This is a genomic window from Chitinophaga sp. RAB17, from assembly GCF_052114225.1.
Lineage (GTDB): Bacteria > Bacteroidota > Bacteroidia > Chitinophagales > Chitinophagaceae > Chitinophaga.
In genome coordinates this window covers 717,559-739,912 of record NZ_JBFREI010000003.1, presented here as the reverse complement: position 1 = coordinate 739,912, position 22,354 = coordinate 717,559, and the positions used below count along the sequence as shown (strand labels likewise).

Annotated in this window: 19 protein-coding genes; 9 read left to right on the top strand and 10 right to left on the bottom strand. The window is 46.9% G+C overall.

The window, feature by feature from the left end:
- Positions 1-19 precede the first annotated feature (19 nt).
- The 6 genes from AB4Z08_RS14695 (at position 20) to AB4Z08_RS14670 (ending at position 3,935) form a co-directional block, all read left to right on the top strand.
- Complete coding sequence (locus tag AB4Z08_RS14695) at positions 20-424, top strand: DoxX family protein (RefSeq protein WP_441574505.1); 405 nt, start codon at positions 20-22, stop codon at positions 422-424.
- Between the two features lie 185 nt (positions 425-609).
- A complete protein-coding gene (locus AB4Z08_RS14690) occupies positions 610-1,008 on the top strand; it encodes a hypothetical protein (protein WP_441574504.1) in 399 nt (132 codons plus the stop codon).
- Complete coding sequence (locus AB4Z08_RS14685; protein WP_441574503.1) at positions 1,008-2,195, top strand: hypothetical protein; 1,188 nt, start codon at positions 1,008-1,010, stop codon at positions 2,193-2,195. The genes AB4Z08_RS14690 and AB4Z08_RS14685 overlap by 1 nt, the downstream gene beginning before the upstream one ends.
- A 114-nt stretch (positions 2,196-2,309) precedes the next feature.
- On the top strand, positions 2,310-3,149 hold the full coding sequence (locus tag AB4Z08_RS14680; RefSeq protein WP_441574502.1) for a helix-turn-helix domain-containing protein: 840 nt from the start codon (positions 2,310-2,312) through the stop codon (positions 3,147-3,149).
- A 67-nt stretch (positions 3,150-3,216) separates the two neighbouring features.
- The gene (locus AB4Z08_RS14675; RefSeq protein WP_441574501.1) at positions 3,217-3,624 is read left to right on the top strand and encodes a DinB family protein; all 408 of its coding nucleotides are present in this window, start codon (positions 3,217-3,219) and stop codon (positions 3,622-3,624) included.
- Positions 3,625-3,641: 17 nt separating this feature from the next.
- Complete coding sequence (locus AB4Z08_RS14670) at positions 3,642-3,935, top strand: DUF1330 domain-containing protein (RefSeq protein ID WP_441574500.1); 294 nt, start codon at positions 3,642-3,644, stop codon at positions 3,933-3,935.
- A 51-nt stretch (positions 3,936-3,986) separates the two neighbouring features.
- On the opposite strand, the gene tsaA is transcribed toward AB4Z08_RS14670, so the two are convergent.
- The 10 genes from tsaA to AB4Z08_RS14620 form a co-directional block, all read right to left on the bottom strand.
- On the bottom strand, positions 3,987-4,385 hold the full coding sequence (gene tsaA / locus AB4Z08_RS14665; protein ID WP_441574499.1) for a tRNA (N6-threonylcarbamoyladenosine(37)-N6)-methyltransferase TrmO: 399 nt from the start codon (positions 4,383-4,385) through the stop codon (positions 3,987-3,989).
- A 14-nt stretch (positions 4,386-4,399) separates the two neighbouring features.
- Positions 4,400-5,638, bottom strand: a complete 1,239-nt coding sequence (locus AB4Z08_RS14660; protein WP_441574498.1) for an RNA polymerase sigma factor — start codon at positions 5,636-5,638, stop codon at positions 4,400-4,402.
- Positions 5,639-5,696: 58 nt separating this feature from the next.
- On the bottom strand, positions 5,697-6,032 hold the full coding sequence (locus AB4Z08_RS14655; protein ID WP_441574497.1) for a YciI family protein: 336 nt from the start codon (positions 6,030-6,032) through the stop codon (positions 5,697-5,699).
- A 66-nt stretch (positions 6,033-6,098) separates the two neighbouring features.
- Positions 6,099-6,563 carry a carboxymuconolactone decarboxylase family protein gene (locus AB4Z08_RS14650; protein WP_441574496.1) on the bottom strand — a complete coding sequence of 155 codons (465 nt, stop codon included), beginning with the start codon at positions 6,561-6,563 and terminating at the stop codon, positions 6,099-6,101.
- A gap of 202 nt (positions 6,564-6,765) precedes the next feature.
- Positions 6,766-8,472: a hypothetical protein gene (locus AB4Z08_RS14645; protein WP_441574495.1), complete on the bottom strand. Its 1,707-nt coding sequence runs from the start codon at positions 8,470-8,472 to the stop codon at positions 6,766-6,768.
- 11 nt (positions 8,473-8,483) lie between these two features.
- Positions 8,484-9,746, bottom strand: a complete 1,263-nt coding sequence (locus AB4Z08_RS14640; protein WP_441574494.1) for an MFS transporter — start codon at positions 9,744-9,746, stop codon at positions 8,484-8,486.
- Between the two features lie 5 nt (positions 9,747-9,751).
- Positions 9,752-10,801, bottom strand: coding sequence for a glycoside hydrolase family 130 protein (locus tag AB4Z08_RS14635; RefSeq protein ID WP_441574493.1), 1,050 nt, complete (start codon positions 10,799-10,801; stop codon positions 9,752-9,754).
- Between the two features lie 121 nt (positions 10,802-10,922).
- On the bottom strand, positions 10,923-12,422 hold the full coding sequence (locus AB4Z08_RS14630; protein WP_441574492.1) for a RagB/SusD family nutrient uptake outer membrane protein: 1,500 nt from the start codon (positions 12,420-12,422) through the stop codon (positions 10,923-10,925).
- Positions 12,423-12,450: 28 nt separating this feature from the next.
- Positions 12,451-15,528 carry a SusC/RagA family TonB-linked outer membrane protein gene (locus tag AB4Z08_RS14625; RefSeq protein WP_441574491.1) on the bottom strand — a complete coding sequence of 1,026 codons (3,078 nt, stop codon included), beginning with the start codon at positions 15,526-15,528 and terminating at the stop codon, positions 12,451-12,453.
- A gap of 262 nt (positions 15,529-15,790) precedes the next feature.
- Complete coding sequence (locus tag AB4Z08_RS14620; RefSeq protein WP_441574490.1) at positions 15,791-19,855, bottom strand: hybrid sensor histidine kinase/response regulator transcription factor; 4,065 nt, start codon at positions 19,853-19,855, stop codon at positions 15,791-15,793.
- A 239-nt stretch (positions 19,856-20,094) separates the two neighbouring features.
- On the opposite strand from AB4Z08_RS14620, the gene AB4Z08_RS14615 reads away from it, so the two are divergent.
- From AB4Z08_RS14615 to AB4Z08_RS14605, 3 genes are read left to right on the top strand one after another with little or no spacing between them, the layout of a single operon-like run.
- On the top strand, positions 20,095-20,742 hold the full coding sequence (locus AB4Z08_RS14615; protein ID WP_441574489.1) for an NADPH-dependent F420 reductase: 648 nt from the start codon (positions 20,095-20,097) through the stop codon (positions 20,740-20,742).
- 38 nt (positions 20,743-20,780) lie between these two features.
- Positions 20,781-21,389: a hypothetical protein gene (locus tag AB4Z08_RS14610; protein WP_441574488.1), complete on the top strand. Its 609-nt coding sequence runs from the start codon at positions 20,781-20,783 to the stop codon at positions 21,387-21,389.
- 5 nt (positions 21,390-21,394) lie between these two features.
- Positions 21,395-22,300 (top strand): ADP-ribosylglycohydrolase family protein, encoded by a 906-nt coding sequence (locus AB4Z08_RS14605; RefSeq protein ID WP_441574487.1) that lies wholly within the window; start codon positions 21,395-21,397, stop codon positions 22,298-22,300.
- Positions 22,301-22,354 lie beyond the last annotated feature (54 nt).

Below are 22,354 nucleotides of genomic sequence, written 5' to 3'. Positions count from 1 at the left end.
CCAAAAAAAACTAAAGTATATGGAAACGCAAACAATCTATATGAAACCAGTAGCCCCTTCTAAAAGCACCCGTATTACCGGTTGGGTGATCACTATTGTCGTACTGCTTTTTCTCCTGGTAGATGCAGGTATGAAAGTCGCCAATGCCGCAGTATCCGTTAAAGGTAGTGTAGATCTGGGATGGCCGGAACAACAGGTACAGGGCCTGGGCGTAGTTCTGCTGCTCTGCACTATTTTATATGCGATACCTCGCACAGCGATACTGGGAGCTATTTTCCTGAGCTGTTATCTTGGTGGAGCAGTAGCGGTAATGTCCCGGGTAAATATATCCTATTGGTTCCCTGTTATTTTCGGTGTCCTGGTATGGGCAGGTGTATACTTACGCTTTCCCGCGCTGCGAGCTGTTTTTCCACTGAACAAATAAGATAAACAAAATAGAAATGCGGGTGTATTGCGTGGCGATACACCCGCATTTTTATTTTGACAGCACAGCGGAGATTTATTATTTTGCGTGCGTATTAACCTATACACCCGGAATAAGCCTATGCGGAAAAACCACCGGGAGTATGTCATTGCCAGAATTTAAATCATGCTTTAATCAACAATCCTATGAACCATTACGTAGCCGGAAACGGCGATCAGCAGCTCAAGCTGGCTGTTGATATTACTACCAATGGATTTGCGTGGACGAGAATATTTACGATGCTGGACGACGGTAGCAAATTTCCTGTTCCTGACGGCGTATCCGATGCATCCGGAGATATCCGGCAAATGGCGCTGGGACGGGCTTCTGGTTTGCAGCGCAGGAGTATTCACATCGTTACCAAAATAGAATTATTCTGGGAAGACCTGGCCACCCGAAAAATTGAATTTGGGAAGATAGGGGCCCGTTATGTGTTTGATGCCGGCACGGAAGGTCATAAGGAATTCACTGCACCTGACCAGGTAATCAACGCCAGTGGCGATTTCAGTACTATTTATTTATTGATGACCGTAAAACTGGACTAATGATGAAGCAACTTATATGTTGGCTGTCGTTGCTATTATTGCTGTTGTCCCGTCAGCAGCTTTATGCACAGGAAGCACCTGCAGAAAAACTCAGCGTACCGCAATCCAGTGCTTTTAAGCTGGTAGATATTTCGCCCACCCTAATTGAATCACCTGCTACGCCCAAAGCTTTTGGGTTAAGTGTACTGCAAAACTTTAACGGAGATGGCTGGCCGCAGAATTATGCCGCTCAGTTTACGCCCTACTGGTGGGCACTCCCGAAAAACCGCGACGTGTTTAGGTTCATCGGCATTAAACGCTATAAAACAGGCACTGCGCCGGAAGTATGGAAAACACAGCCTTTTTCCGCCCTTAAATTCACCACTATTTCTATCGCTTTCATCAGGAAAGATATGATCCCGGATAGTGCCGGCACCAACCAGAAGGTTTTCTCTGCCGGTTTCCGGAGTACACTGCTCCGGGCCTACCGCAAAGGGTATGCGGAACGTTTACACGCCACCGTGGACACACTCACCCAAAAGCAACAAGCGGATATACTGGACGCAGTGAACTCAGATCCTGCATATGGCACCGCTGTCCAAAACGGTGATACCGCCACTATTGCCAGGATCTTCAGACAATACACCGCCCGTAAAAACGAAGCCCTGTCGGCTTTAATGGCCCGGGTAAAAAATCAGCTGACAGAGAAACCTCTTTTTCAATGGGACGTGGCCGGCGCCTACGCTACCTATGGTATTGCTGATACTGCCTGGAAGGCGGGCAGGGCAGGCATATGGAGTACATTTGCCCTGAATACCCCACTCAATTCCAATCACCCCGGCGCCACCAATACCAATTACCTCAGTATTGCTGCTTACGCCAGATATATGTATGATGCCTATGCCCTGGAAAACGGCACCATCACCCCGGCCAACAGTGTGGACGTAGGCGGGCGCCTGTCGTTTGAATTCGACCCCGTGAGCTTTGGCATGGAAGCGGTGTACCGGAACTATACGGTGCAGGATAACTTGAAATCCCAGCGGATAGTTGGATTTGTTAATTACCGGATAGCGAAAGATATGTACATCAACGGCGCCTTTGGCAACGATTTTGGACTGGATAAATCGCGGATACTGGCCATGTTTGGTGTAACGTTTGGATTTGGGAATGAGAAAATTGACATGAGTAAACTGCCTGCGGTGCCGTAAGTATGGAATAAGGCCGGCCAGCCGGAAATAAAGTGAAATACTCCTGACATAACGCTGTCAGTATACCGCATTAAATTTGGTCATTATTATCTCACAAAGACTAACTTTATACATATGCAGGCGGATATACAAACACTTTATGACTCACCTATTTGTACGGTACATAATTTTTTGTGCCAGTGCAGGGAGTGCGCCGTTTCTGAAAAAGAATACCAGGCCACTTTTTCCATGGCCTATATCCGCAAAGGCAATTTCCGGTTTAAAGTTTTCAGAAATGATTTAGATGCTTACAGTGGTTTATTCCTGCTATGTAAACCTGGCTATGAACACCAGGTAGCCCATGTGCACGATATTCCGGATCAATGTACCATTTTTTCCTTTCCGGGGGAAAGCACAGCCGGCTTAATGGCACATGCTGCTGCCTTTGCCTGGTTTTTTGATAACCCGGATATACAGTCGATACTGGTGAAAGCTACTCCGGAGATGGAGTTTCTGCATCAACGTATATTCACTTTGCTGCAACAATCACGCTACTCCAGGCTATGGGCGGAACAACTGATGACCGAGCTTTTTTTGCTGGTACTGGCCGCTGGTAACCCGCAGCAGCCCTTGCCGGCGTTGAATGACAAACAAAAAAGAAATTATCTTCCCGTCATTGAACAGGTAAAGGAATTTATCAATGAAAATTATGCAGATGATGTTACCCTGCCACAATTAGCTGCACTGGGTAATATGAGCCCGTTTCACTTTAACCGCCTGTTCAAGCAGATTACAGCAGCAGCGCCATACAACTATATGTTGCAGGTAAGACTCAAACAGGCACACCTGCAGCTTTGTAATACACAGCTGCCCGTTACAGATATTGCCTTCTCTTCCGGCTTTAACAGTCTCGAACATTTTTCCGCAGCTTACAAAAAACAGTTTGGGAAATCCCCTTCCGCCACACGCTTATAAAAACAGCAATTTTCCTTAAACAGATGCTATCCGGGCAGGTTAATTTTGGCTTATCAAATTGAATATTATGAAAGCACAATTATTAACAACGCTCGGGAATGCAAAGGATTACACGTTGAATGTGGCCGCTGCCATGCCCGCAGAAAACTTCGATTTTAAACCTACCGCAGCAGTGTGGACATTTGGAGAACTCCTGCATCACATAGGTTACGGAATTGGTTGGTGGGAAGAAAATTTTATAAGACAACAGCCTGCTGACTGGGATCCTCCTGCGGCCACCACCGGCAAAGATGCTACCATCGCCTACCTGAATCATGCTTTTTCTGCCCTGAAAAAGAGCATGGAACATATTCAACTGTCCGATCAGGCGGTAGCCGGCTTTTATGCTACAATTGATCACGTCACGCATCACCGCGGACAGGCAACCGTGTACCTCCGCATGAATGGTGTCGTACCACCGGAATATATTTACTAATGATTAAAGCACCACTTATGCCAGTATATTATATCAATAGCTACGATATCACCAACATGGAAGAATACCGCAAATATGGTCCGCCGGTAATGGAGTTACTGCATAGATATGGTGCGGAAGTATTGGCATCCGACCTGGAAGCCATCGGGGTAGAAGGCGCAGTAAAGAAAATGAATGCAGTGATTAAATTTCCGTCCGAAGCAGCGGCATTGCAATGTTATAATGATCCGGCGTATCAGCCGTTAAAGGCCATACGGTGGGCTTCTACAGATAATTGTACCATGACGTTGGTGCATGGGCTGGGGGAGTAAATACTATCTGCTCCGGTTGTTGCATTTTTTGCAACAACCGGGTATTTCGCTTTACTTCCGGATCACCGGTTTAATATCCACAACCGGTGTTTGATCCAATGCTTCCAGGCCAGACACGCAAATGACACCATCAGGTGAAACCGCTAATACTTTCACTTCATGCATACCAATAGGATTAGGCCGGTCAGGTGATCTGGTGGAAAATACACCGGTAAGCGGAGCTGCCGGATTATTCCTTGGCTGGCATGTTAATACTGTTCTGTTGGCCTGGTGCAACCAGGTAAATAAAAGCAGATCTGTTCCCTCGGTAATGTGCCGGATACCTGTTATAAATTCCGGGTAGATGGTGATCATTGCAGCCGGTGCATTTTCACTTTCCTGTAATGGACATTCTTCGAGCGCCGTTAGAATGGAATCTATTTTACCGATAAATTTTATATTGGCTTCCATGTGTATATCAGTATTTATAAGCCGATGTTCTCCATCTTCTCTTTAATTCCCTGCCGTTCCGCCTGTGTTTTAGCCAGGTCATACGCTTTCTGAAGATGCATCAACGCTTTTTTGTTATCAATATCTTTATATAATTCGCCCAGCAACAAAAAATAAAAATGATTATTCTCCAGTTTTAATTTTTCTGCTTCTACCAGCGCCGCTTTTTTCCCATTGGCTTTATATAATGCAAATGTCCTGTTAAGGGCTACGCTGGGGGAGTAGTTGATCATCAGCAGATCATTGTATAACTGCAGGATATCCTCCCATTTTTCAGGAGTATCTTCCTTTATGCAATGCCAGTAGGCAATCCTGGCTTCGAGATGATAAGAGCTAACCTCATCGCCTTGTGCAGACAATGCCAGGAAATGTTGTCCCTGGTTGATTAACGCCTGATCCCATAATGCTTCGTTTTGTTCTTCATAAAGCACCACCGTGTTGTCGTTGGATTGTCGTGCATTAAACCTGGAAGCGTGAAAACACATGAGCGCAATTAAGGCATTTGTTTTAGGCAGATTGGTGAGGTCATATTCCGTCAGCATTAAGCCCAGGCGTAACGCTTCTATGCAGAGGTCTTTCTGAAGGATCTGGTTCTGCGTTTGTGAGTAATAACCTTCGCTGAAAAGAAGGTAAATAATGTGTAGCACGTTATCGAGCCGGTTCACGATTTCATGTTCCGGTGGCAGTTCCATCTTTATATTTTCGGTCCGCAGTTTTTCTTTGGCCCTGAATAATCTTTTGTTGATGGTTTCTTTATTGGATAAAAAGGCTTCCGCAATTTCATCGATACCAAAGCCGCAAAGAATACGCAAAGCCAGTCCGATCTGGGCTTCGCTGGCGATAGCAGGTGTGCACACCGCAAAAAGCATTTGTAGCTGGCTATCTTTAATTTGCTGTGGAGAGAAACTAAAGTCTTCCGTTTCTACGCTGCGTTCTTCTCTGGCAGTTAGTTCCGGCATCACCTTCTTTTCATATATTTTATTTCTCCTGAAATGATACAATGTTTTTTGTTTGGCAACGGTATATAACCAGGCAGTGGGATTTGGCGGAATACCTTTTGCTTCCCAGGTTTCCGTTGCCAGCAAAAATGTTTCGCTGACAATATCTTCTGCTATTTCAATATGCTGTAAGCCATAAAGGTGGCTGATGACAGCTACCATTTTGGAAAATTCCTGCTGGAATAAATGCTTTAAAGCCGTGTGTCCCTTTTCCATATACAAATAACAAAACCACCCTCGTGAAAGAGTGGCTTTGTTTGATGATATTGATAAATTATAAGATAGCCCTGATTTCAACGCTGCCGTTGGCGTCCAGCGCAGGACAGCCGTGAGCCAGGGTGGTGGCTTCTTCTATGCTGTCTGCTTTCACAATGAGAAAACTACCCAGGCGTTCCCTGATTTCAACAAAAGGACCATCGGTAATTACACCTCCTGCTTTTAATACTTTACCTGTGGTGTCCAGCCGGCGGCCGGGAGCAACTACTTTTCCCTGTGCAGCAATACCACCTGCCCAGTCTCCCCATTTCTTGGAAAGGGCCTGCATTTCTTCCGGTGTAGCATTGCTGTAATCATAACTAGGTTGACGAAATATTAACATGAACTCTTTCATGGCGTATTATATTTTAATAGATAAATGAATGTACGAATTTGATAGATGTGACAAAATAATCAGGCATTAATTTGCTTTCGCAGTAAACATGCCAGGCTTGTAACCGCCTGCTACAGGCAAAAATGCAGCATTCAAACGATTATAACTGTTGATGGCAAGAGTGGCCATGGTCAGGTCTATCAGCTCTTCTTCAGAAAATACCTCCCGGCTGGCGGCATACACATCATCCGGTACATGTGCATTGGTAACGGCTTCTACCCAGGCAAAGGCGGCACGTTCCCGCTCCGTATAAACCGGAGCATCGCGCCATGCATTCAGCATGTAAAGACGCTGCTCTGTTTCCCCGATGGCACGAAGATCTTTGGAATGCATATCCAGGCAATAAGCACAGCCATTGATTTGTGATACCCGGAAATAAATCAGGTGCAAAAGTGGTTGCTCGATAATAGATTTTGCCAGATAGGCGCCAATACCATTTAATGCTTTGAATGCGCCCTGACCTTTTTCGTAATAGTTAATTCTCTGTTCCATGATGTGTTTATTTTATCGTTGAATATTTGTGTTTATACTTCAATAAGGACCGACTTAAATCAAATTGGACATCTCCGGAGAAAAAAATTTAAAAAAGGTAGAAAGCCGAAAGGGAAAAGCAAAAAGCTATTGTAATGGAGAACATAATATATATGTTTATCTCCCATACAATAGCTTTTTGCTTTTCCCTTTCGGCTTTTCACTAATAGCTCACTACTACTTCATTCACCAGCATCCGGTTACCCACGTTACTCACTTTTCCGCCCGCAGGCGTAAACACCAGCACGGCAGGGCTACGGCCCGGCATGACCAGGTCATATTGTTGTTTCACCTGTCGTGCTATAAAACGTCTGCTAACAGTATCATAAATATCTACCGGTGCATCTCCTACGTTTACCCTCACTGTTTTTTCTTCCGCATAGGGGTTATAATAGAGATAGGAAGGATAAGCCTTATCTCTGAAAAAATCAGTGGCCAGTAAATTCAGCTGCAATATACCAGAAACGCTGGTGGTGCGGATGATGCTGCCAAATATTCCCACATGCCCGCTGCCGTATACGCTGAACTGTGAAACATCGGGATTTCCTTTTGCCCATTGTGGTCCATCCCCTTGTGCCACGGGGGCTTTCAGGTGGGCGTATTCGGGGTAAGAAGAGGTATGGATAATCCCTTCATAGCCAATCACGCCTTTGGTAATGGCTGCTTTTTCGGGAATGGTTTCATGATCATCGGGCATATACTGCGTATAGAAAAACCTGGCGGCATTGGCGGCATTCAGCATCCATTTGCCAATGGCAGCCGCATAGGAGGGATCATAGCGCACCAGTGGCACCAGCGGCCAGGCCGCATCATAGGTGTTCATCAGGAAGCCGTAGCCCCCTCTGTCGGTGGTGCTGCCCACAATGCCGGATATATCAATACCATTCCAGTTGCCGGCCAGCACGCCCCAGCCAAGGCGGCAGTCAGGGTTACCATTAAAACTCCATTCCAGGAATTTTTGTACGTTGAATTGTTTGCCTTGTTCGGCATTCAGTCTTGCTGCCATATAAGCCCCGAAAGGCATCAGCACTTCATAGTTGGTATTATGTGGTTGTTTTTCCAGTGTTTGCAGCGCCTGTACCGCATGTTGCAGGTATCGGGGATCGCCGAACTTCCGGTAGGCAGCGTATAATACATAAGCATGACCTGCCGCAGCATCCTGCTGTTTACAGATCCAGTTATCTTTTGATTGCAGGTGTGCATAGTCAAAAAACGAATGATCATAATTGCCGTTGAGTACCGAGTCTGCTGCACAGAACTTTTCCGCGATGCGATGTGCCAGCGTATCAAAACCTGCGGTGGCCGGATAGTGATCATAGATGCCATAAAAGAGTACATTAGGATATACATCATACCACCAGTCGCGCCCATAGCCTCCGCCCAGCTGTGCTACCTCCGGACAGGTGTTATTCATCATAATATCCCATCCCGTTTCCCGGTTAAAATAGTTTTTTAGCATGGCCACATAGTTGAGGCCCTGTTGCTGACTTTTATCTACGCCCACCAGGGTAGCTCCCAAAGTAGCCCCCATGGTGGCCAGTGCTTCGTGAAAGATACCTTTATTATGTGCAGGTCCCTGCCGCTGATCATCCATCGCGGTATACAATCCTACTACCGGCTGATCAAAATTATGACGGCTGCTATCCCACCATACCAGTGGCCAGTGAGGTCCCGGCGTGTTAAAGTTGTAGGCCGTACTATCAAATTGCCGGGCCAGGGCATACCAGTCTATGATTTGTAACGGCTGCGGCACATCTGCCATTGAATCCAGGCGGGCCAGGTGTTGCTGCACCACCGGCTGTGGCGCCGGCGTTTTACAGGCCATCCATATCAGGCAGAGTGCTATTCCCGTTGTTGTAAATTTTACCATGCTTATACAATTTATATCACTACAGATGTTTTTTCTTTAGTTTCTTTAATCAGTACTTTTCCTTCTTTAATAATACTTTTCCCCACCACAATGGAAAGGAGCTGCAGCACCGCAATAATGATGATGGCATAACGCAAGGCCACCTCGTTGGAAAAATAATACGCCAGGAAAATGAAGGTGCCTGCACCCAGGAAACGGCCGGCATACAGCCCTACTTCATGATTCAGAATATATGCGTATTCATTGCGCTTTTCTTTTTTAGAAAGAATATCAATCACACTAAACTGAATAGGGAAATAGGCCATGTCGAGCAGTGGCTTTGCCAGTAACAGGAATAACATAAAGATGACTACCCCCGTGGCATTGTAGAAGGTGCCATTGAAAATAGCCGCCAGCGCAAAGCATACCAGGCCACCCGCAAAAATAGACAAACGGTGTTCCGGCTTTGCCGCCCTGCCAATAATATACATCAGCACCGCAGCAATGATGGCACCTACCGATTGCGCGGTGCCTAATGCGCCTTCTTTTCCCAGCAACAACATTATCAGCATGGCAGGAGCGGTAACAAGATATCCCTGTGCCAATCCTTTCAGTGAGGCCAGCATCAACAGCTTCCGCCAGTAACGATGAAAGCGCAGGTAGATAAATGTTTTCTGATCCGGATTGCGGAAATGCCCGCGGAAACAAACTACGGAAGCAAAAATAGTAATCACAAAAACCAGCCCGGTGATGATGCGATAGGCATTGTTCACATTCATTTCACCACCGGATTCAATAAACCAGCCAATACAAATCGGTATGACAACGGCAATGATGGTGTAGAAAAATGTTTCCAGGCCATAGTAATAATTACGGTTTTCGTCATTGGTGATGGACAATGCGAGGTAGTCGCGGTTGGCCCAGTAGAAGCCGAAAGACATGCCCATAATAATCCCTGCAATCCCAATGCCGGTGAGATCCAGCGTTTTCAACGACATCATCACAATCATGGATACACCACTCAGCAGCATGCCGGCCGAATACAATGTTTTAATACTAAACCGACTCAACAAAAATCCATTGATCAAAAACGTGAGCGGTATACCTGTGTAAATGGTCAGTTGATAGATCACCACTTTCGTAGGGTCGTTAGAGTTACGCATCACATACGCTGCCACAAAAATGTCGATCACCGGTAATACCAGTGCGTAAATCATATTGGTGAGCACAAGTATGCGAAAATCATGGGGCTGTCGGTTGAAATGTTTTATTTCTGCAGAAAGCTTGCTGAACATAAGTTTTACCGTTTTAAGGATGAAAGTATTTCCCCGATGGAAAACCGGGCAGCGCACACTACTTCATCAGCTGCGCCGTAGTAGATAGTGAGTTCATTACCTCTTACAATATGCCCGTTGGTAAAAACCACATGTCCGAAAAAGCCGGTAAGCTCATAAGGTGCTTCGGGAATCATAATAGGGTCATCGCTACGCGCCAGCACTTTGGATGGGTCCTCCAGATCCAGCAGTAGCGCACCTAATCCGTATTGGTGCTTTTCATTGGCGCCGTGATAAATTTCCAGCCATCCTTCTTTTGTTTTAATAGGTGCGGCGCCTGCGCCCACACGTACGCTGTCCCAGTATCCCGGTCGCGTTTTAACGAGGCACTGATGTTTCCCCCAATGCACCCCATCGGGGGATTGCGCCAGCCAGATGTAGTTACCGCCCAAATCCACGCTACTGGGACGGTGCAGGGCATAGTAGCTACCATTTATTTTTTCATCGAAGAGTGCGCAATCCTTGTTGTGTGGTGGAATGATCATGCTCTGGTCCGAAAAGGTTTTCCAGTTGCGGGTGGTACGCATGCCCACGCCTACACCATTCGGAGATACGGCGGTGAAGGTGAGATAATAGAGGTCGGCTATTTTTGTTACGCGACAATCTTCTACGCCAAATGATTCCAGCGGACCTTCTCCATGTAGTTCCGGATAGCCTTCCGGTTCATGGAAATGAATACCGTCGTCACTACAAAAAAGACGTAGGTGCGACAACGTAGTCAGGTAGTCATCCCCTTTGTAACGCAGTACTCGTGGGTCGGTGGCATCCAGGTGTGGATCATTTTTTGAAATCTCCAGGATTTCAATACCGCCATTTTGCAGGATGGGGAAAGAAATGATATCATGCTGTTGCTGTGGCCTTTCCGCTACACGGATAATAAGCCATATTTTATTGTCAAATTCGAAAACACCGGGGTTCAGCAAACAGGCCACTTCCAGGCCGGGTCGGCTTGGCCGCACATCTGCGGGCCTTAGCAATGGATTTTCGGCAAAACGGTTGGCAGTTACTAGTCTCATATTGAATGGCTTGATAATGTTACTGACTGCCCCGTAAGGTGCTTACTGCGCCTTACGGGACAACAGGCAGGTTTCCGTATATTCCTTTACAGGCAGGCATTTGATGTTTGCCTGCAGTATGTTAGTATCCTGTATTCTGTGGTAGTTTCAACAGATCTGCTTCGCGCTGCGGAATAGGCAACAACTTATTTAATGGCTTCCAGCCATTACCATAATCTTTATAGCCTTTCAGTGGATCTGCATCTGCTGCTTTGACCAGCACGGTCTGCGCCAGGTTCCATCTTACCAGGTCATAATAGCGATGACCTTCCATGGCCAGTTCTACCCGTCTTTCATGCTGAATGGCGGAAAGAAGCGCGTCTTTATTGGTGGCCGTTACAGGAGGTAGAGCAGTGGCAGGATTAACTGCGTACTTGCGTGCCCGTGCCCGGATCCTTTCGAGGTCGGTGCGTGCTTCGGGCAATGCGCCGAGGTTAGCATGGCATTCTGCTTTCCACAGTATTACATCACCGAGACGGATGTACGCAAAGTCAATACCGCCATCATCTATGGGGTTGACATTACTCATAAACTTGCGCACATTAAAACCGGTAATTGGTGACCACGCAGGATCATAATTGGTACCATCCACATATTTATCACCTGCCTGGAAGAGGGTGGCTGCCCTGCGTGGATCGCCGGTTTCAAAGGCATCTACGAGGTCTTTGGTCGGAATTTCAAAACCCCAGCCTTTACCTTGTGGCGCGAATACAGCATTCAGTACAGCTCCCTGCGAAGGCGTTTTGCCGGCATCATGACGCGCCGCAAAAATGATTTCACCTGCTTTCTCTCCAATGCCGTTGAAATTATCTTCAAATTTATCCAGCAACGCGTAGTTGCCTTTCTCTACTTCTGCTACCTGGTTCAGGCAATCCTGCCAGCGCTGCCTGTACAGGTAAGTCTTTGCGAGCAGTGCATGTGCGGCGCCTGTGGTAGCGCGCTGGTAATTATCTGCATCATAGCTGGCAGGCAGCATACTGATAGCTTGTGTAAGATCACTTTCTATCTGTTCATATACCTGTGCCGCTGGTGTACGCACGGTATTGTCTATCAGCTTCTTTTCGGGTATGAGCAAAGGAATATCACCGAAATTCACCACCAGCCGGAAGTAATAGAATGCACGAAGGAAATACACTTCGCCTTTCATACGTTTCAGTAAAGCCGGGTCAAGACCAGGAACACCTGCGCCATCCTGTGCCAGCAGCGTATTGCAGGCATCCACCCCTTTGTAGTTAAAGCGCCAGATTCCCAGCACGTTATTGTTCTCCGGGAAAATGCTGAATGTTTGCATCCGGCGCATATCTTCCTGGTCACCCAAACTACCGCCGCCCTTCACGGCATCATCACTCATCAGGTCACCTACTACCCAGTCACGCGGTATACTGCTGCCGTCATCCCAGCCCCAGTCACCGCGGAAACGATTGGTAATTGGCAGATACGCCGCATCAGTAGCCATCACAAAATCATTGGCTTCCGTAAATACATTGCCTGCAGTTAGCTTTCCCTGCGGGAACTTTTCCAGTCGCTTGGAGCAACTCAACATGCTAACGGCAACAGCTATTATAACAACTAGTTTTTTCATGGTGTGTTGTTTTAAATAATTGGCAGTCCTAGAAACCGAATTGTAAACCAAATGTATAGGTGCGTGAAGGCGGATAAGTACCCATATCTATGCCCACGGCCATATCGCCATAGTTGGCGAGGTTTTCATTGGTATATAGTTCCGGATCCATGCCACCGTATTTGGTAATGGTAAACAGGTTTTGTGCGCTGACGTAGATGCGGGCATTGCTGAAGCCAATGCGTTGTAACAATGAAGGCGACAATGTATAACCCAGCATCAGGTTTTTTAATCGCACATAACTGCCGTTTTCTACGTACCTGTCGGAGGTGCGGCGGTTATTGTTGGGATCGAGGAAAGTGGCCCTGGGTGTCTTGTTGCTCGTACCTTCCCCATGCCAGCGGTTAGTGTAGAAATCTTCTTTATTATTAAATCCGCGCCCATCAAAACTGTTAATGATATTGTCTACTTCATTATAAATCTGGTTGCCCTGTACACCATTGAAGAACAGAGTAAGATCAAACTGTTTGTAGTTGACACCTGCATTCAGGCTATACAGTAATTTCGGATTGGGATTACCGATAATAGTGCGATCAGCATCATCAATTTTTCCATCGTTGTTAACGTCTACAAAGCGGATATCACCAGGCCTGGCATTGGGCTGATAAACTTCTCCTTTACTGTTTTTATACTGCGCTATGTCCTGGTCATTCTGGAATAATCCATTGGTTTTATAGCCATAGAAAGAGCTGATAGGCTCGCCTTCCCGCAATATAACACGACCGGATCCTGCGGAGAAAATCTGCTCACGACCCTTATAAAGAGATACCACTTTATTACGCAGCGTGGTAACGTTAGCGGTTATATTAAAAGAGAGATCCTTCTGAATAGATTGCCGGTAAGCAGCGGTAATTTCCAGCCCTTTATTACTCATTTTGGCGCCGTTTACATACGGTGGTGTAGCATCTCCGTTGGTATAGGAAGAAGGAAGCTGTATGAGAATGTCGGAAGACTGCTTATTGAAATAATCTACGCTGAGTGTCAGGGCACCTTTCAGGAAACCTGCGTCTACACCAATGTTCGACTGGGTAGTGGTTTCCCATTTTACATCGGGATTACCACGACTAATCACCTGTAAAATATTATTGGTGGTTGAGTAGATGGTTGCAAAAGGATAGAGGCCAATGTCCTGGTTACCCAGCTGTCCCCATCCACCGCGGATTTTCAGATCGTTGAGCCAGGTCACATCTTTCATAAAATTTTCATGGGCTACATTCCAGCCGGCAGAGAAGGAAGGGAAATAACCCCAGCGGTTGGAGGCCCCAAAACGGGTAGAAGCATCTGCCCGCATGTTGGCGTTCACCATGTATTTGTTGTTGTACGCATAGGTAACCCTGCCGAAGTAAGACATCAGTCCCCATTCTTCCATAGTACCGCTATTGAACTGCTGACCGGAACCGTAGTCGAGGTATTGCAAACTGGGAGAACCATCCGCGCGATTGTCGTAGCCGTTGCGGGAAGCAGCCAGGTAGTCTACTTTAGAGGAAATATATTCTGAACCGAGGGTTACACCTACTGCATGTTTCTCATTAAACGTATGATTATAATTGAGCACATTGGTCCAATTGTAGGTAGTATAACGGTTACGGTATTTATCCAGCCCTTTGTCTTTATCCTGCATCAGGGTACGATCACCGGGTATCTGTCCGCTGTATTGCTGTTGTTCTGCAATATAGAAATCGGTACCCAGATCCGTGCGCAACTTGAAATCTTTCAGGAAGTGAGCTTCTGCGAACACATTACCTAAGATGCGATACTTGCTGGCAGTACGGGTACGGTAATCGGCAATGGCCAATGGATTTTTACCATCACCATATAGCAACGCATTTTTATAGAGATTGGCAGGTGGCAGGTCGGTATAAAAACCGGTTTTATCATCGTAGAGCGGTAACGCATTAGGTCTGATGAGTGCATAGCGTACTACGCCGGGTAAGCTACCAGGTCTGGCGCCATCGCCGGAGGCGCCTATTTCCTGGGTTCTGTCGTAAGTGATATTCATGTTCTCACCCACCTTTAACCAGCTTTTTACATCGCTGCTCACATTCGAGCGCAAACCATATCTCTTGAAATTGGAGTTCACAATAGTACCATCCTGGTTTACCACGTTGCCCGCCAGGTAGTAGCGTGTTTTATCAGACCCCCCTGAGAAGTTGAGGCTATAACGCTGGGTAAGCGCCTGACGGAATACGGCGTCCAGCCAGTTGGTATTAGGCAGTTTGGACGGATCGTCCTGGTTGCGGGCGGTAGCGCCATCACTGGCAAAAGCTTCGTTCTGCAGTTCTATAAACTGGCTGGTGCTAAGCATATTGGGCAAACCGCTGGCTTTGGCCAAACCATAGGCAATGTCCAGCCCTATTTCATTTTTGCCCGCCTGCCCGGATTTGGTGGTTACCAGTATCACCCCATTGGCGCCACGGGAGCCATAGATGGCGGCAGCGGCAGCATCTTTCAATACTTCGATGGAGGCGATATCGTTAGGCGAAATAGTGTTCAGTCCTGTAGTCATCGGCACACCATCTATAATATAGAGCGGGTTACTGCTTTGGCTAAGCGAACCAATACCTCTTATACGTACCACTGCTTCCATTCCGGGCGCGCCGGTAGGAGAGGTGACAGATACACCGGCCGCCTGTCCCTGTAAAGCGGTGCTGAGATCTACTGCCTGTGTTTTAGCCAGACTTTTTCCATCTATAGAAGAGATAGCGCCTGTTACCTGGCTTCTGCGCTGTGTACCATAACCAATTACGATGACGTCTTTCAACGCCACTTCATCTCTTTGCAGCGCAATATTCAATGCACCGCTGCCGGAATAGCGGATCGTTTTGGTGAGATAACCCATAAAGGAGAATTGCAGCGTGGGTGTTTCGCTCGCAGTTAGCGTAATGGTATAGCTGCCATCAACAGTGGAAACAGCACCATTCCGGGTGTTGGGCTGTATCACAGTAACGCCCGGGAGCGCGCCACCCTGTTCATCGCTTATACGGCCACTTACTTTAACCTGGGCATAGGTAGCCCCGCCAAGCAGCAGCAATAACACCGCTGACATTAGTTGTGTCCAGTTTTTCATTCGTAAGAATTTAATGGCTCCGTCCCCCTGGAGGAACCTGTTTTAAAAAAGTAATTAATGTTGGATTTGAATGGAACTACAGCAGTACATATCCCTGCTTCTTCATACGTGAATTCTTTTTGGATTGATTTGGATGGTCTAAAGATAGGTGGAAGCAGTACGAAGATGCTGTACTATAGTTACAAAGCACTGTACAATCGTAAAAATAAATGATTGGTATTTGTTGTAAATCAATGCGTTGAATTTTTACTTGTCTTCTGCGCTACACAGCGGTTTGTTGTTCCCGGTATTCATTTGGGGAACAGCGGTACATCTTTTTAAATTCCCTGAAGAAGTACGACTGGTTATTAAAACCTGTTTTGTAAAAGATTTCGGCTACTGTTAACTGGGTTTTTACTAAGAGCTGTGCCGCATGTTTTAACCGGATATAACGGATAAACTCTGCCGGTGTCATATTGGAAATCGTTTTCAGTTTACGATACAACTGCATTTTGCTAAGGAGCAGATGCTTCTCCAGTATTTCTGCATTGAGACCTTCCTCATCTATACGTTCTTCTATTACGCGCACCAGTTCCTGCAGGAATTGTTTATCCTCATCTGCCATATCTGTTTCCTCCAGTTGTCCCAGGCCGTGATCTCTCCTGAAAACTTCGTGCAGTCGTTCGCGGTATTCCAGCAGTTTACGCACGCGTACCTGTAAATGTGCAGCATAAAAGGGTTTGGGCAGGTAGGCATCTGCACCAGCTTCATAACCTTCCGTTTGCTGGTCCATGGTACCACGGGCAGATAGAATAATAAAAGGAATATGACAGGTGCTGGCGGCATTCTTTATTTTATTACAAAGCTCCAGGCCATTCATGTCCGGCATCATAATGTCACTGATGATCAGATCGGGGAGGGTTTGCCGGATCAGTTCCAGCGCTTCGCTGCCATTATTGGCTTCATATATAATATACTGACCGGAAAGCTGATCTTTTAATAGTTGCCGGATGGCATATTCATCTTCTACCAGCAGTATACTTTTTTTACCTGCTTCCTGCAGACTTTGTATGCGGGATAGCTTATTAGGATCAATGGCTGGTGCTACGGATGAGGACAGGTTGGCCGTAATAGATTGCAACAGGTAGGAAGGAGCAGGATTAGCCGGTGCTTCCATAGTGCTGGTACCTGCTTCTATCAGCGGCAGTTTTACATAGAAGGCGACTCCCTCATTTTCATTCACGGCACGGATACTGCCATTCAACAGTAACACCATCTGCTGAGTAAAAGCCAACCCGATGCCGGTGCCGAACTTCTCCTGCGTATGGGCGCCGGTGGTAAAAAAGCGGGTAAACAGACTATCCAGCTGCGCTGCCGGAATATGCGAGCCGGAGTTGTACACATAAATTTCCAGACAATCCTTTTCCTGTTGGGCATTGAAAACGATGGACTGGTTCCGGCCGGTATATTTGAAGGCATTGCTCAGTAAATTAAACAGGATCTTTTCGAGCTTGTCCTTGTCCATTGCCGCCATCATGGCGGGAGCAATAGCCGTTTGGAAGTGCAGTGCTTTTTGCTGACACATGGGTTTGAATAGTGCAGCAATATTTTCCAGCAGCGCAGAAATATTCAGCGGAGAATAATAATTTTTCAGAAAACCGGCTTCTGCCCGGCGGAATTCGAGTAGCTGTTGTACAAGATAGGTGAGTCTGGATGCATGCTGATGCACCAATGCCTGATGATAGGTATCACCGGGTTGTTCCCTGCTGCGTTCTGCTGCGCCGACAATCAGCGTAAGTGGTGTTTGCAGTTCATGGGCAATGTTGGTAAAAAAGCGGAGTTGTTCTTCGTGCACTTCTTCCTCTTTTTTACGCAGCAGATGTTCCATTTCCAGCTGGTGTTTCATCTCCAGTTTATTTCTACGATACAACCAGAAGGCGGTGCCAGCACTGATCAGGAGCAATCCGTATAATCCAAATGCTGGCCAGGTAAGCCAGAAATATTGTTGGATGGTGAGTGTGAGTAATACACTGGGAGGTGTCCATACGCCTTCGCCATTACTCCATTTTACTTTCAGCACATACCGGCCGGGAGGCACATTGCTGTAGGCAATTTTACCATTGCCGCCGGTGTATTGCCAGCTTTTGTCGTAGCCCTCCAGGAACCAGGCGTATTCGCATTTTTCGGCATGCAAAAAACTGACAGCCTTGCCTTGCAGTTCAAAAAAGTTATCGCGCCTGGATAACGTATAGGCGGCGGGGTTATACTGCCCCGGCTTAAGTACCTGTAATCCGTTTTCATTTGTTTTGCCGGCCAGCTGCAGCCCGGATATCAGCAGGTTCGGATATACGCGGCGCTCCTGGATATTACCCGGCACAAAATAATTGAAGCCATAAATGCCACCGAAGTAAAGTCTGCCACCGGGATCTTTCCATACAGCTCCATCGCTGAATTCATTGCTTTGCAGTCCGTCTGCCTCCTGGAAATGTGATATCTCCGATGTAGCCGGATTGATACGTGCGAGTCCTTTGTTGGTACTTACCCAGATCAGGCCATCGTTATCCTGTGTGATGGCATGAATGGTATTATTCGGCAGTCCGTTGCCTGTATTATACCTGATAAATTCCGGGTGTACTTGTTTGACATCTGCTTCCGCAATACAGTTCAGTCCATAGCTGGTGCCTATCCATAGCCGTTGCCGTGTATCGCGGTAAAGTGCCAGTACATCATTGTGGGATAGTCCGCCTTCATAGCTGAAGGCTTTAAAGGCCAGGAATTTCTTTTGCGTTTTGTTGAACAGGTTAAGCCCGCCATAGCGGCAGCCCACCCAGAGGGTATTGCCCGGGCCGGAGGCAAGAGAATAAATAATATCGTTGGCCGGCCCGCTGTCGGTACCGTTAAAAGTATATTGTTCAAATCCGGTAACCACCATGTTCCGCTGCTGTCGCTGAATACGCAGGTGTACGAGTCCATAGCCGCTGGTGCCCAGCCACAGTGAACCATCTGCATCCGGCTGTATGGCATATACAGAGCCGAAAACAGGAAGCTGGCTGCTACCGGTCATATCCTGCCACCGTAAGAAGCGTTTATGTAATTGATCATATACAGCCAGGCCTTTGCCATCGGTGCCAATATAGATCATGCTATCGGATGCGCGGCAAAGTGCAAACACAGAATTATCATCCAGTTCTGCCGTAAACAGTTGTTGCGGTGTAATGGCAGGTTGCCTCGTAAAGCCCGGTAAACAGATAATACCGCTGCCTTTGGTGCCTACCCATAGATCGTTGCCATTATCACAAAAAGCACGAATAGGTTTGTTGAAGGCCGGACCACCGGTATTGCGGGTAACAGTGCCGAAGTATTTTGTCTGCGGATACACTTTGATGATACCATTGCCATCAGTACCACACCATAATATCTGTTCACTGCTGGTGGCCCATGATATGATCTTCATGTCCTGCAACTGCCGTGTTACTTCAGGCAGCAGATGGGCTGGCCGGAATTGTGCATCGTATACACCAAAGCCTTGCGTCGTCCATGCCAGCAAATAATCGGGGCCATAGCGGGTCATGGCAGTCACCGCATGGGGGAGGAGTGCCCGCAGTTGTACCTGGTGTGTACCAGGTGAAACGGTCATCAGTTCATGTGTGGTAGTCGTGAAAAAGATGCTGCCTTCCAGTGAGAATAATGCCTGTACGTTGGTGTAGCGCTGCAACAGTGGCCATTGTGCCTGCCAGTCGGCGTATATTTCCAGGCTACCATCGCCGCGAAGGACCCACAGGTGATTGGCGGCATCAAAAACGGCTTTGCTGATCCGGTTATTGCCAGCAGGCAATGGGCATACCACAAACGAGTCTGCCCTGGCATTATACCGGGTAAGTCCTTCCTGACGGCTCAAACAATATAGCTGTCCTGCCGTATCGGCTATCAGCCTGTATTCCTGTTCGCTGATACGACTGCGCTGCTGCCGGCTGTAAAAATAATTATAGAATTTGCCGCTTTGCTTATCATAACGGGATACGCCTTCGATGGTGCTGAGCCAGATCCGTCGGTCTCCGTCTTCTACTACCTGTAGTACTACATTGTTACCGATACTGTGTAATGGATTATCCTTACTATAGTTGAACACATGAAAGGCCGTACCATCGTACATATTGAGCCCATCCCAGGTAGCGGCCCATAATAACTTATCTGAATCAAGCAGGAGGGAGTTGACGGCACTATTAGAAAGTCCGTTGCGGTTATCAAGCTGTTGTGTATAGTAAGACGCAGTGTCACCTGCAAAAGCAGCTGGCATACCCGTGAAAATATAGATCAGCAAGGAACAGATCAGGGACAATCGCTTCATAACGTGCCGGTTTACGATGGCATTTCCGCTGCCATTACGAAAGGTACTGAATTTCTGCTTGTGGGTGGAGTGCGGCTTTCCGGCAGATAGTGTAAACTTAACCTGTATAGGTATTGATTATCGGCACTAATTTGTATCTTCCTTGTACAATTATCTTTCCAGGATAGACCGGATTTCTTCACCACCTCAGCAATAAGACCATTAACCAACGAAATCATTCTCTCAAAAAAAATTACAAGATGAAAATAGGTATTATTGGCTCCGGCGAAGTAGGACAAACGCTGGGAACCGCTTTCTTATCAGAAGGGTATGAAGTCATGCTGGGCAGCCGGAACCCGGAAAAAGAAGAAGTGCAGAAATGGAAAAGTGAAAATGCAAAGGGACAAACCGGGACCTTTGATGCCACCGCACAGTTTGGCGAACTGCTGGTATTGTCGGTAGCCGGCGCAGCTGCTGTGTCTGCAGTGGAACAGGCAGGCGTGGCGAACTTCTCCGGTAAAACGGTGATTGATACCACCAATCCTATTGCCAGTGCACCTCCGGAAGATGGGGTATTGAAATTTTTTACAGACCAGAATGGATCGCTGCTGGAAAAAATTCAGCAGACCATACCTGATGCCAGTGTGATAAAAGCGTTTAACAGCGTAGGGAGTATGCTGATGTATAAGCCACAGCTTCCTGGTGGAATACCTACCATGTTTATTTGTGGCAATGATGCCGCCGCCAGGAAAACGGTGACGGATATATTAACCGCTTTTGGCTGGGAAACGGAAGACATGGGCAAGGCGATATCAGCACGCGCCATTGAGCCGTTGTGTATCTTGTGGTGTATCCCCGGGTTTTTACAAAACGACTGGAACCATGCGTTTAAGTTGTTGAAGCAGTAAGGAAAGGGCAACGTATATTTGGCGTCAAATATTCGCCTATGACCACTATTAGTCAACGACCCAGTGTAGTAGATTATATCAATCAACTTGATTTTGATTATATAGAAACCTATTCTTTGCAGCGGGGAACCGCCTATGAAGCAGTGGCTAAAGAGCTAACAGAGGAGTATATGCGGCTAAATGAACGGAAACAGAAAAGAGATGATTTGACTCCGGCGGAAGAAACCAGGCTCAGTGAACTAACTCCATTAGTAGCATATACGCAAAACCTGATCGACAAACAAGGAAACTTTCATGCTTCCAGCATAAAGACTCATACTTTCCAGCGGGATGCTCCACAGGTAGATTGGCTAAAGCAGATTTTAAACACCACGGTCACGGACGTACCCCGTATGTTATGTGGACCGGATTATCGCGATGCTATTGTCTTTTATCGTGCGGACGGCACTATTGTGTCCTGCCTGAATATTTGTCTTAGTTGTGCACATATGGAAACAACCCCCGACCACTATCTCAACGGCGATTATGAAACCTATGATTTGCTAAAGAAGTTTTTCATTGATCTTGGGCATGATGTGGAAGATCCGCATCGTTTCATGATGGATGAGATCAATAAAATAAAAGCAAAGCAACATAAATCCCTTTGAGTTATATGACTGTCAACAATCCACTTTTATCCGCAAAGAAATCCCTGCTGGGCTTGTCTATAGGAGATGCTTTCGGCGAAACCTTTTTTGGGAAAGAAGATATCATTGCCGACCGGATCCGCTATAAAGAATTGCAGGCCGGCGATTGGCTTTTTACAGATGATACAGTTATGGGGATTGGTGTGTATAACATCCTGGCCGAGTATGGAGAAATAAAGCAGGACCAACTTGCCAAAGCATTTGCAGCTAATTATTTGCTGGATGATTACCGCGGTTATGGTGGTACTGCACATGCCATACTAAGAGATATAGGTACCGGTAAACACTGGCAGGAAGTCAGCAGCAACGTTTTTGATGGTATGGGTTCTATGGGTAATGGTGGCGCTATGCGCTCCGGTCCCATCGGTGCATATTTTCAGGGCAACGTGGAAAAAGTGATGGAACAGGCTTCGCTGGCTGCTGCCGTAACACATTTTCATCCCGAAGCGATAGCAGGTGCAGTGGCAGTAGCATTGGCCGCCAGTATTTGCGCGGAGTGCGGACCTTTACCTGCTGAACAGTTTTTTAAATTTATTGTGCAGCATACCCCGGAAAGCGATGTGAAGTACAAGATAAAAAAAGCCGCTACGCTGCCGCTGAGTTACGACATTAGAACCATTGTATCAATTTTAGGCAATGGCATGCAACTCACCGCCCAGGATACTGTTCCTTTTGCCCTCTGGTGTGCAGCTCATCATACAGGTGACGTGGAAGCCGCCTTATGGAAAGCTGTGAGCGGTTTGGGTGACCGGGATACGATTGCTGCCATCGTAGGGAGCATCGTGGTGCTATCTGCCGGTGAACATACTATTCCAACGCAATGGATCCGGCAAACTGAACAATTTGACCGCAGTCCTTTTTTCAAAGGATAGGGAACCGTCTTTTCACCACCGGAATATGTCCTGACGTCAAATATCTTTTACCAT

Bases quoted from the DNA above. Each gene is read 5' to 3' on its own strand.
- AB4Z08_RS14640 (WP_441574494.1), bottom strand. From the start codon at position 9,746: ATGTTCAGCAAGCTTTCTGCAGAAATAAAACATTTCAACCGACAGCCC.
- AB4Z08_RS14655 (WP_441574497.1), bottom strand. From the start codon at position 6,032: ATGAAAGAGTTCATGTTAATATTTCGTCAACCTAGTTATGATTACAGC.
- AB4Z08_RS14695 (WP_441574505.1), top strand. From the start codon at position 20: ATGGAAACGCAAACAATCTATATGAAACCAGTAGCCCCTTCTAAAAGC.
- AB4Z08_RS14680 (WP_441574502.1), top strand. From the start codon at position 2,310: ATGCAGGCGGATATACAAACACTTTATGACTCACCTATTTGTACGGTA.
- AB4Z08_RS14690 (WP_441574504.1), top strand. From the start codon at position 610: ATGAACCATTACGTAGCCGGAAACGGCGATCAGCAGCTCAAGCTGGCT.
- AB4Z08_RS14675 (WP_441574501.1), top strand. From the start codon at position 3,217: ATGAAAGCACAATTATTAACAACGCTCGGGAATGCAAAGGATTACACG.
- AB4Z08_RS14605 (WP_441574487.1), top strand. From the start codon at position 21,395: ATGACTGTCAACAATCCACTTTTATCCGCAAAGAAATCCCTGCTGGGC.
- AB4Z08_RS14635 (WP_441574493.1), bottom strand. From the start codon at position 10,801: ATGAGACTAGTAACTGCCAACCGTTTTGCCGAAAATCCATTGCTAAGG.
- AB4Z08_RS14625 (WP_441574491.1), bottom strand. From the start codon at position 15,528: ATGAAAAACTGGACACAACTAATGTCAGCGGTGTTATTGCTGCTGCTT.
- AB4Z08_RS14615 (WP_441574489.1), top strand. From the start codon at position 20,095: ATGAAAATAGGTATTATTGGCTCCGGCGAAGTAGGACAAACGCTGGGA.
- AB4Z08_RS14620 (WP_441574490.1), bottom strand. From the start codon at position 19,855: ATGAAGCGATTGTCCCTGATCTGTTCCTTGCTGATCTATATTTTCACG.
- AB4Z08_RS14650 (WP_441574496.1), bottom strand. From the start codon at position 6,563: ATGGAACAGAGAATTAACTATTACGAAAAAGGTCAGGGCGCATTCAAA.
- AB4Z08_RS14660 (WP_441574498.1), bottom strand. From the start codon at position 5,638: ATGGAAAAGGGACACACGGCTTTAAAGCATTTATTCCAGCAGGAATTT.
- AB4Z08_RS14685 (WP_441574503.1), top strand. From the start codon at position 1,008: ATGATGAAGCAACTTATATGTTGGCTGTCGTTGCTATTATTGCTGTTG.
- tsaA (WP_441574499.1), bottom strand. From the start codon at position 4,385: ATGGAAGCCAATATAAAATTTATCGGTAAAATAGATTCCATTCTAACG.
- AB4Z08_RS14630 (WP_441574492.1), bottom strand. From the start codon at position 12,422: ATGAAAAAACTAGTTGTTATAATAGCTGTTGCCGTTAGCATGTTGAGT.
- AB4Z08_RS14610 (WP_441574488.1), top strand. From the start codon at position 20,781: ATGACCACTATTAGTCAACGACCCAGTGTAGTAGATTATATCAATCAA.
- AB4Z08_RS14645 (WP_441574495.1), bottom strand. From the start codon at position 8,472: ATGGTAAAATTTACAACAACGGGAATAGCACTCTGCCTGATATGGATG.
- AB4Z08_RS14670 (WP_441574500.1), top strand. From the start codon at position 3,642: ATGCCAGTATATTATATCAATAGCTACGATATCACCAACATGGAAGAA.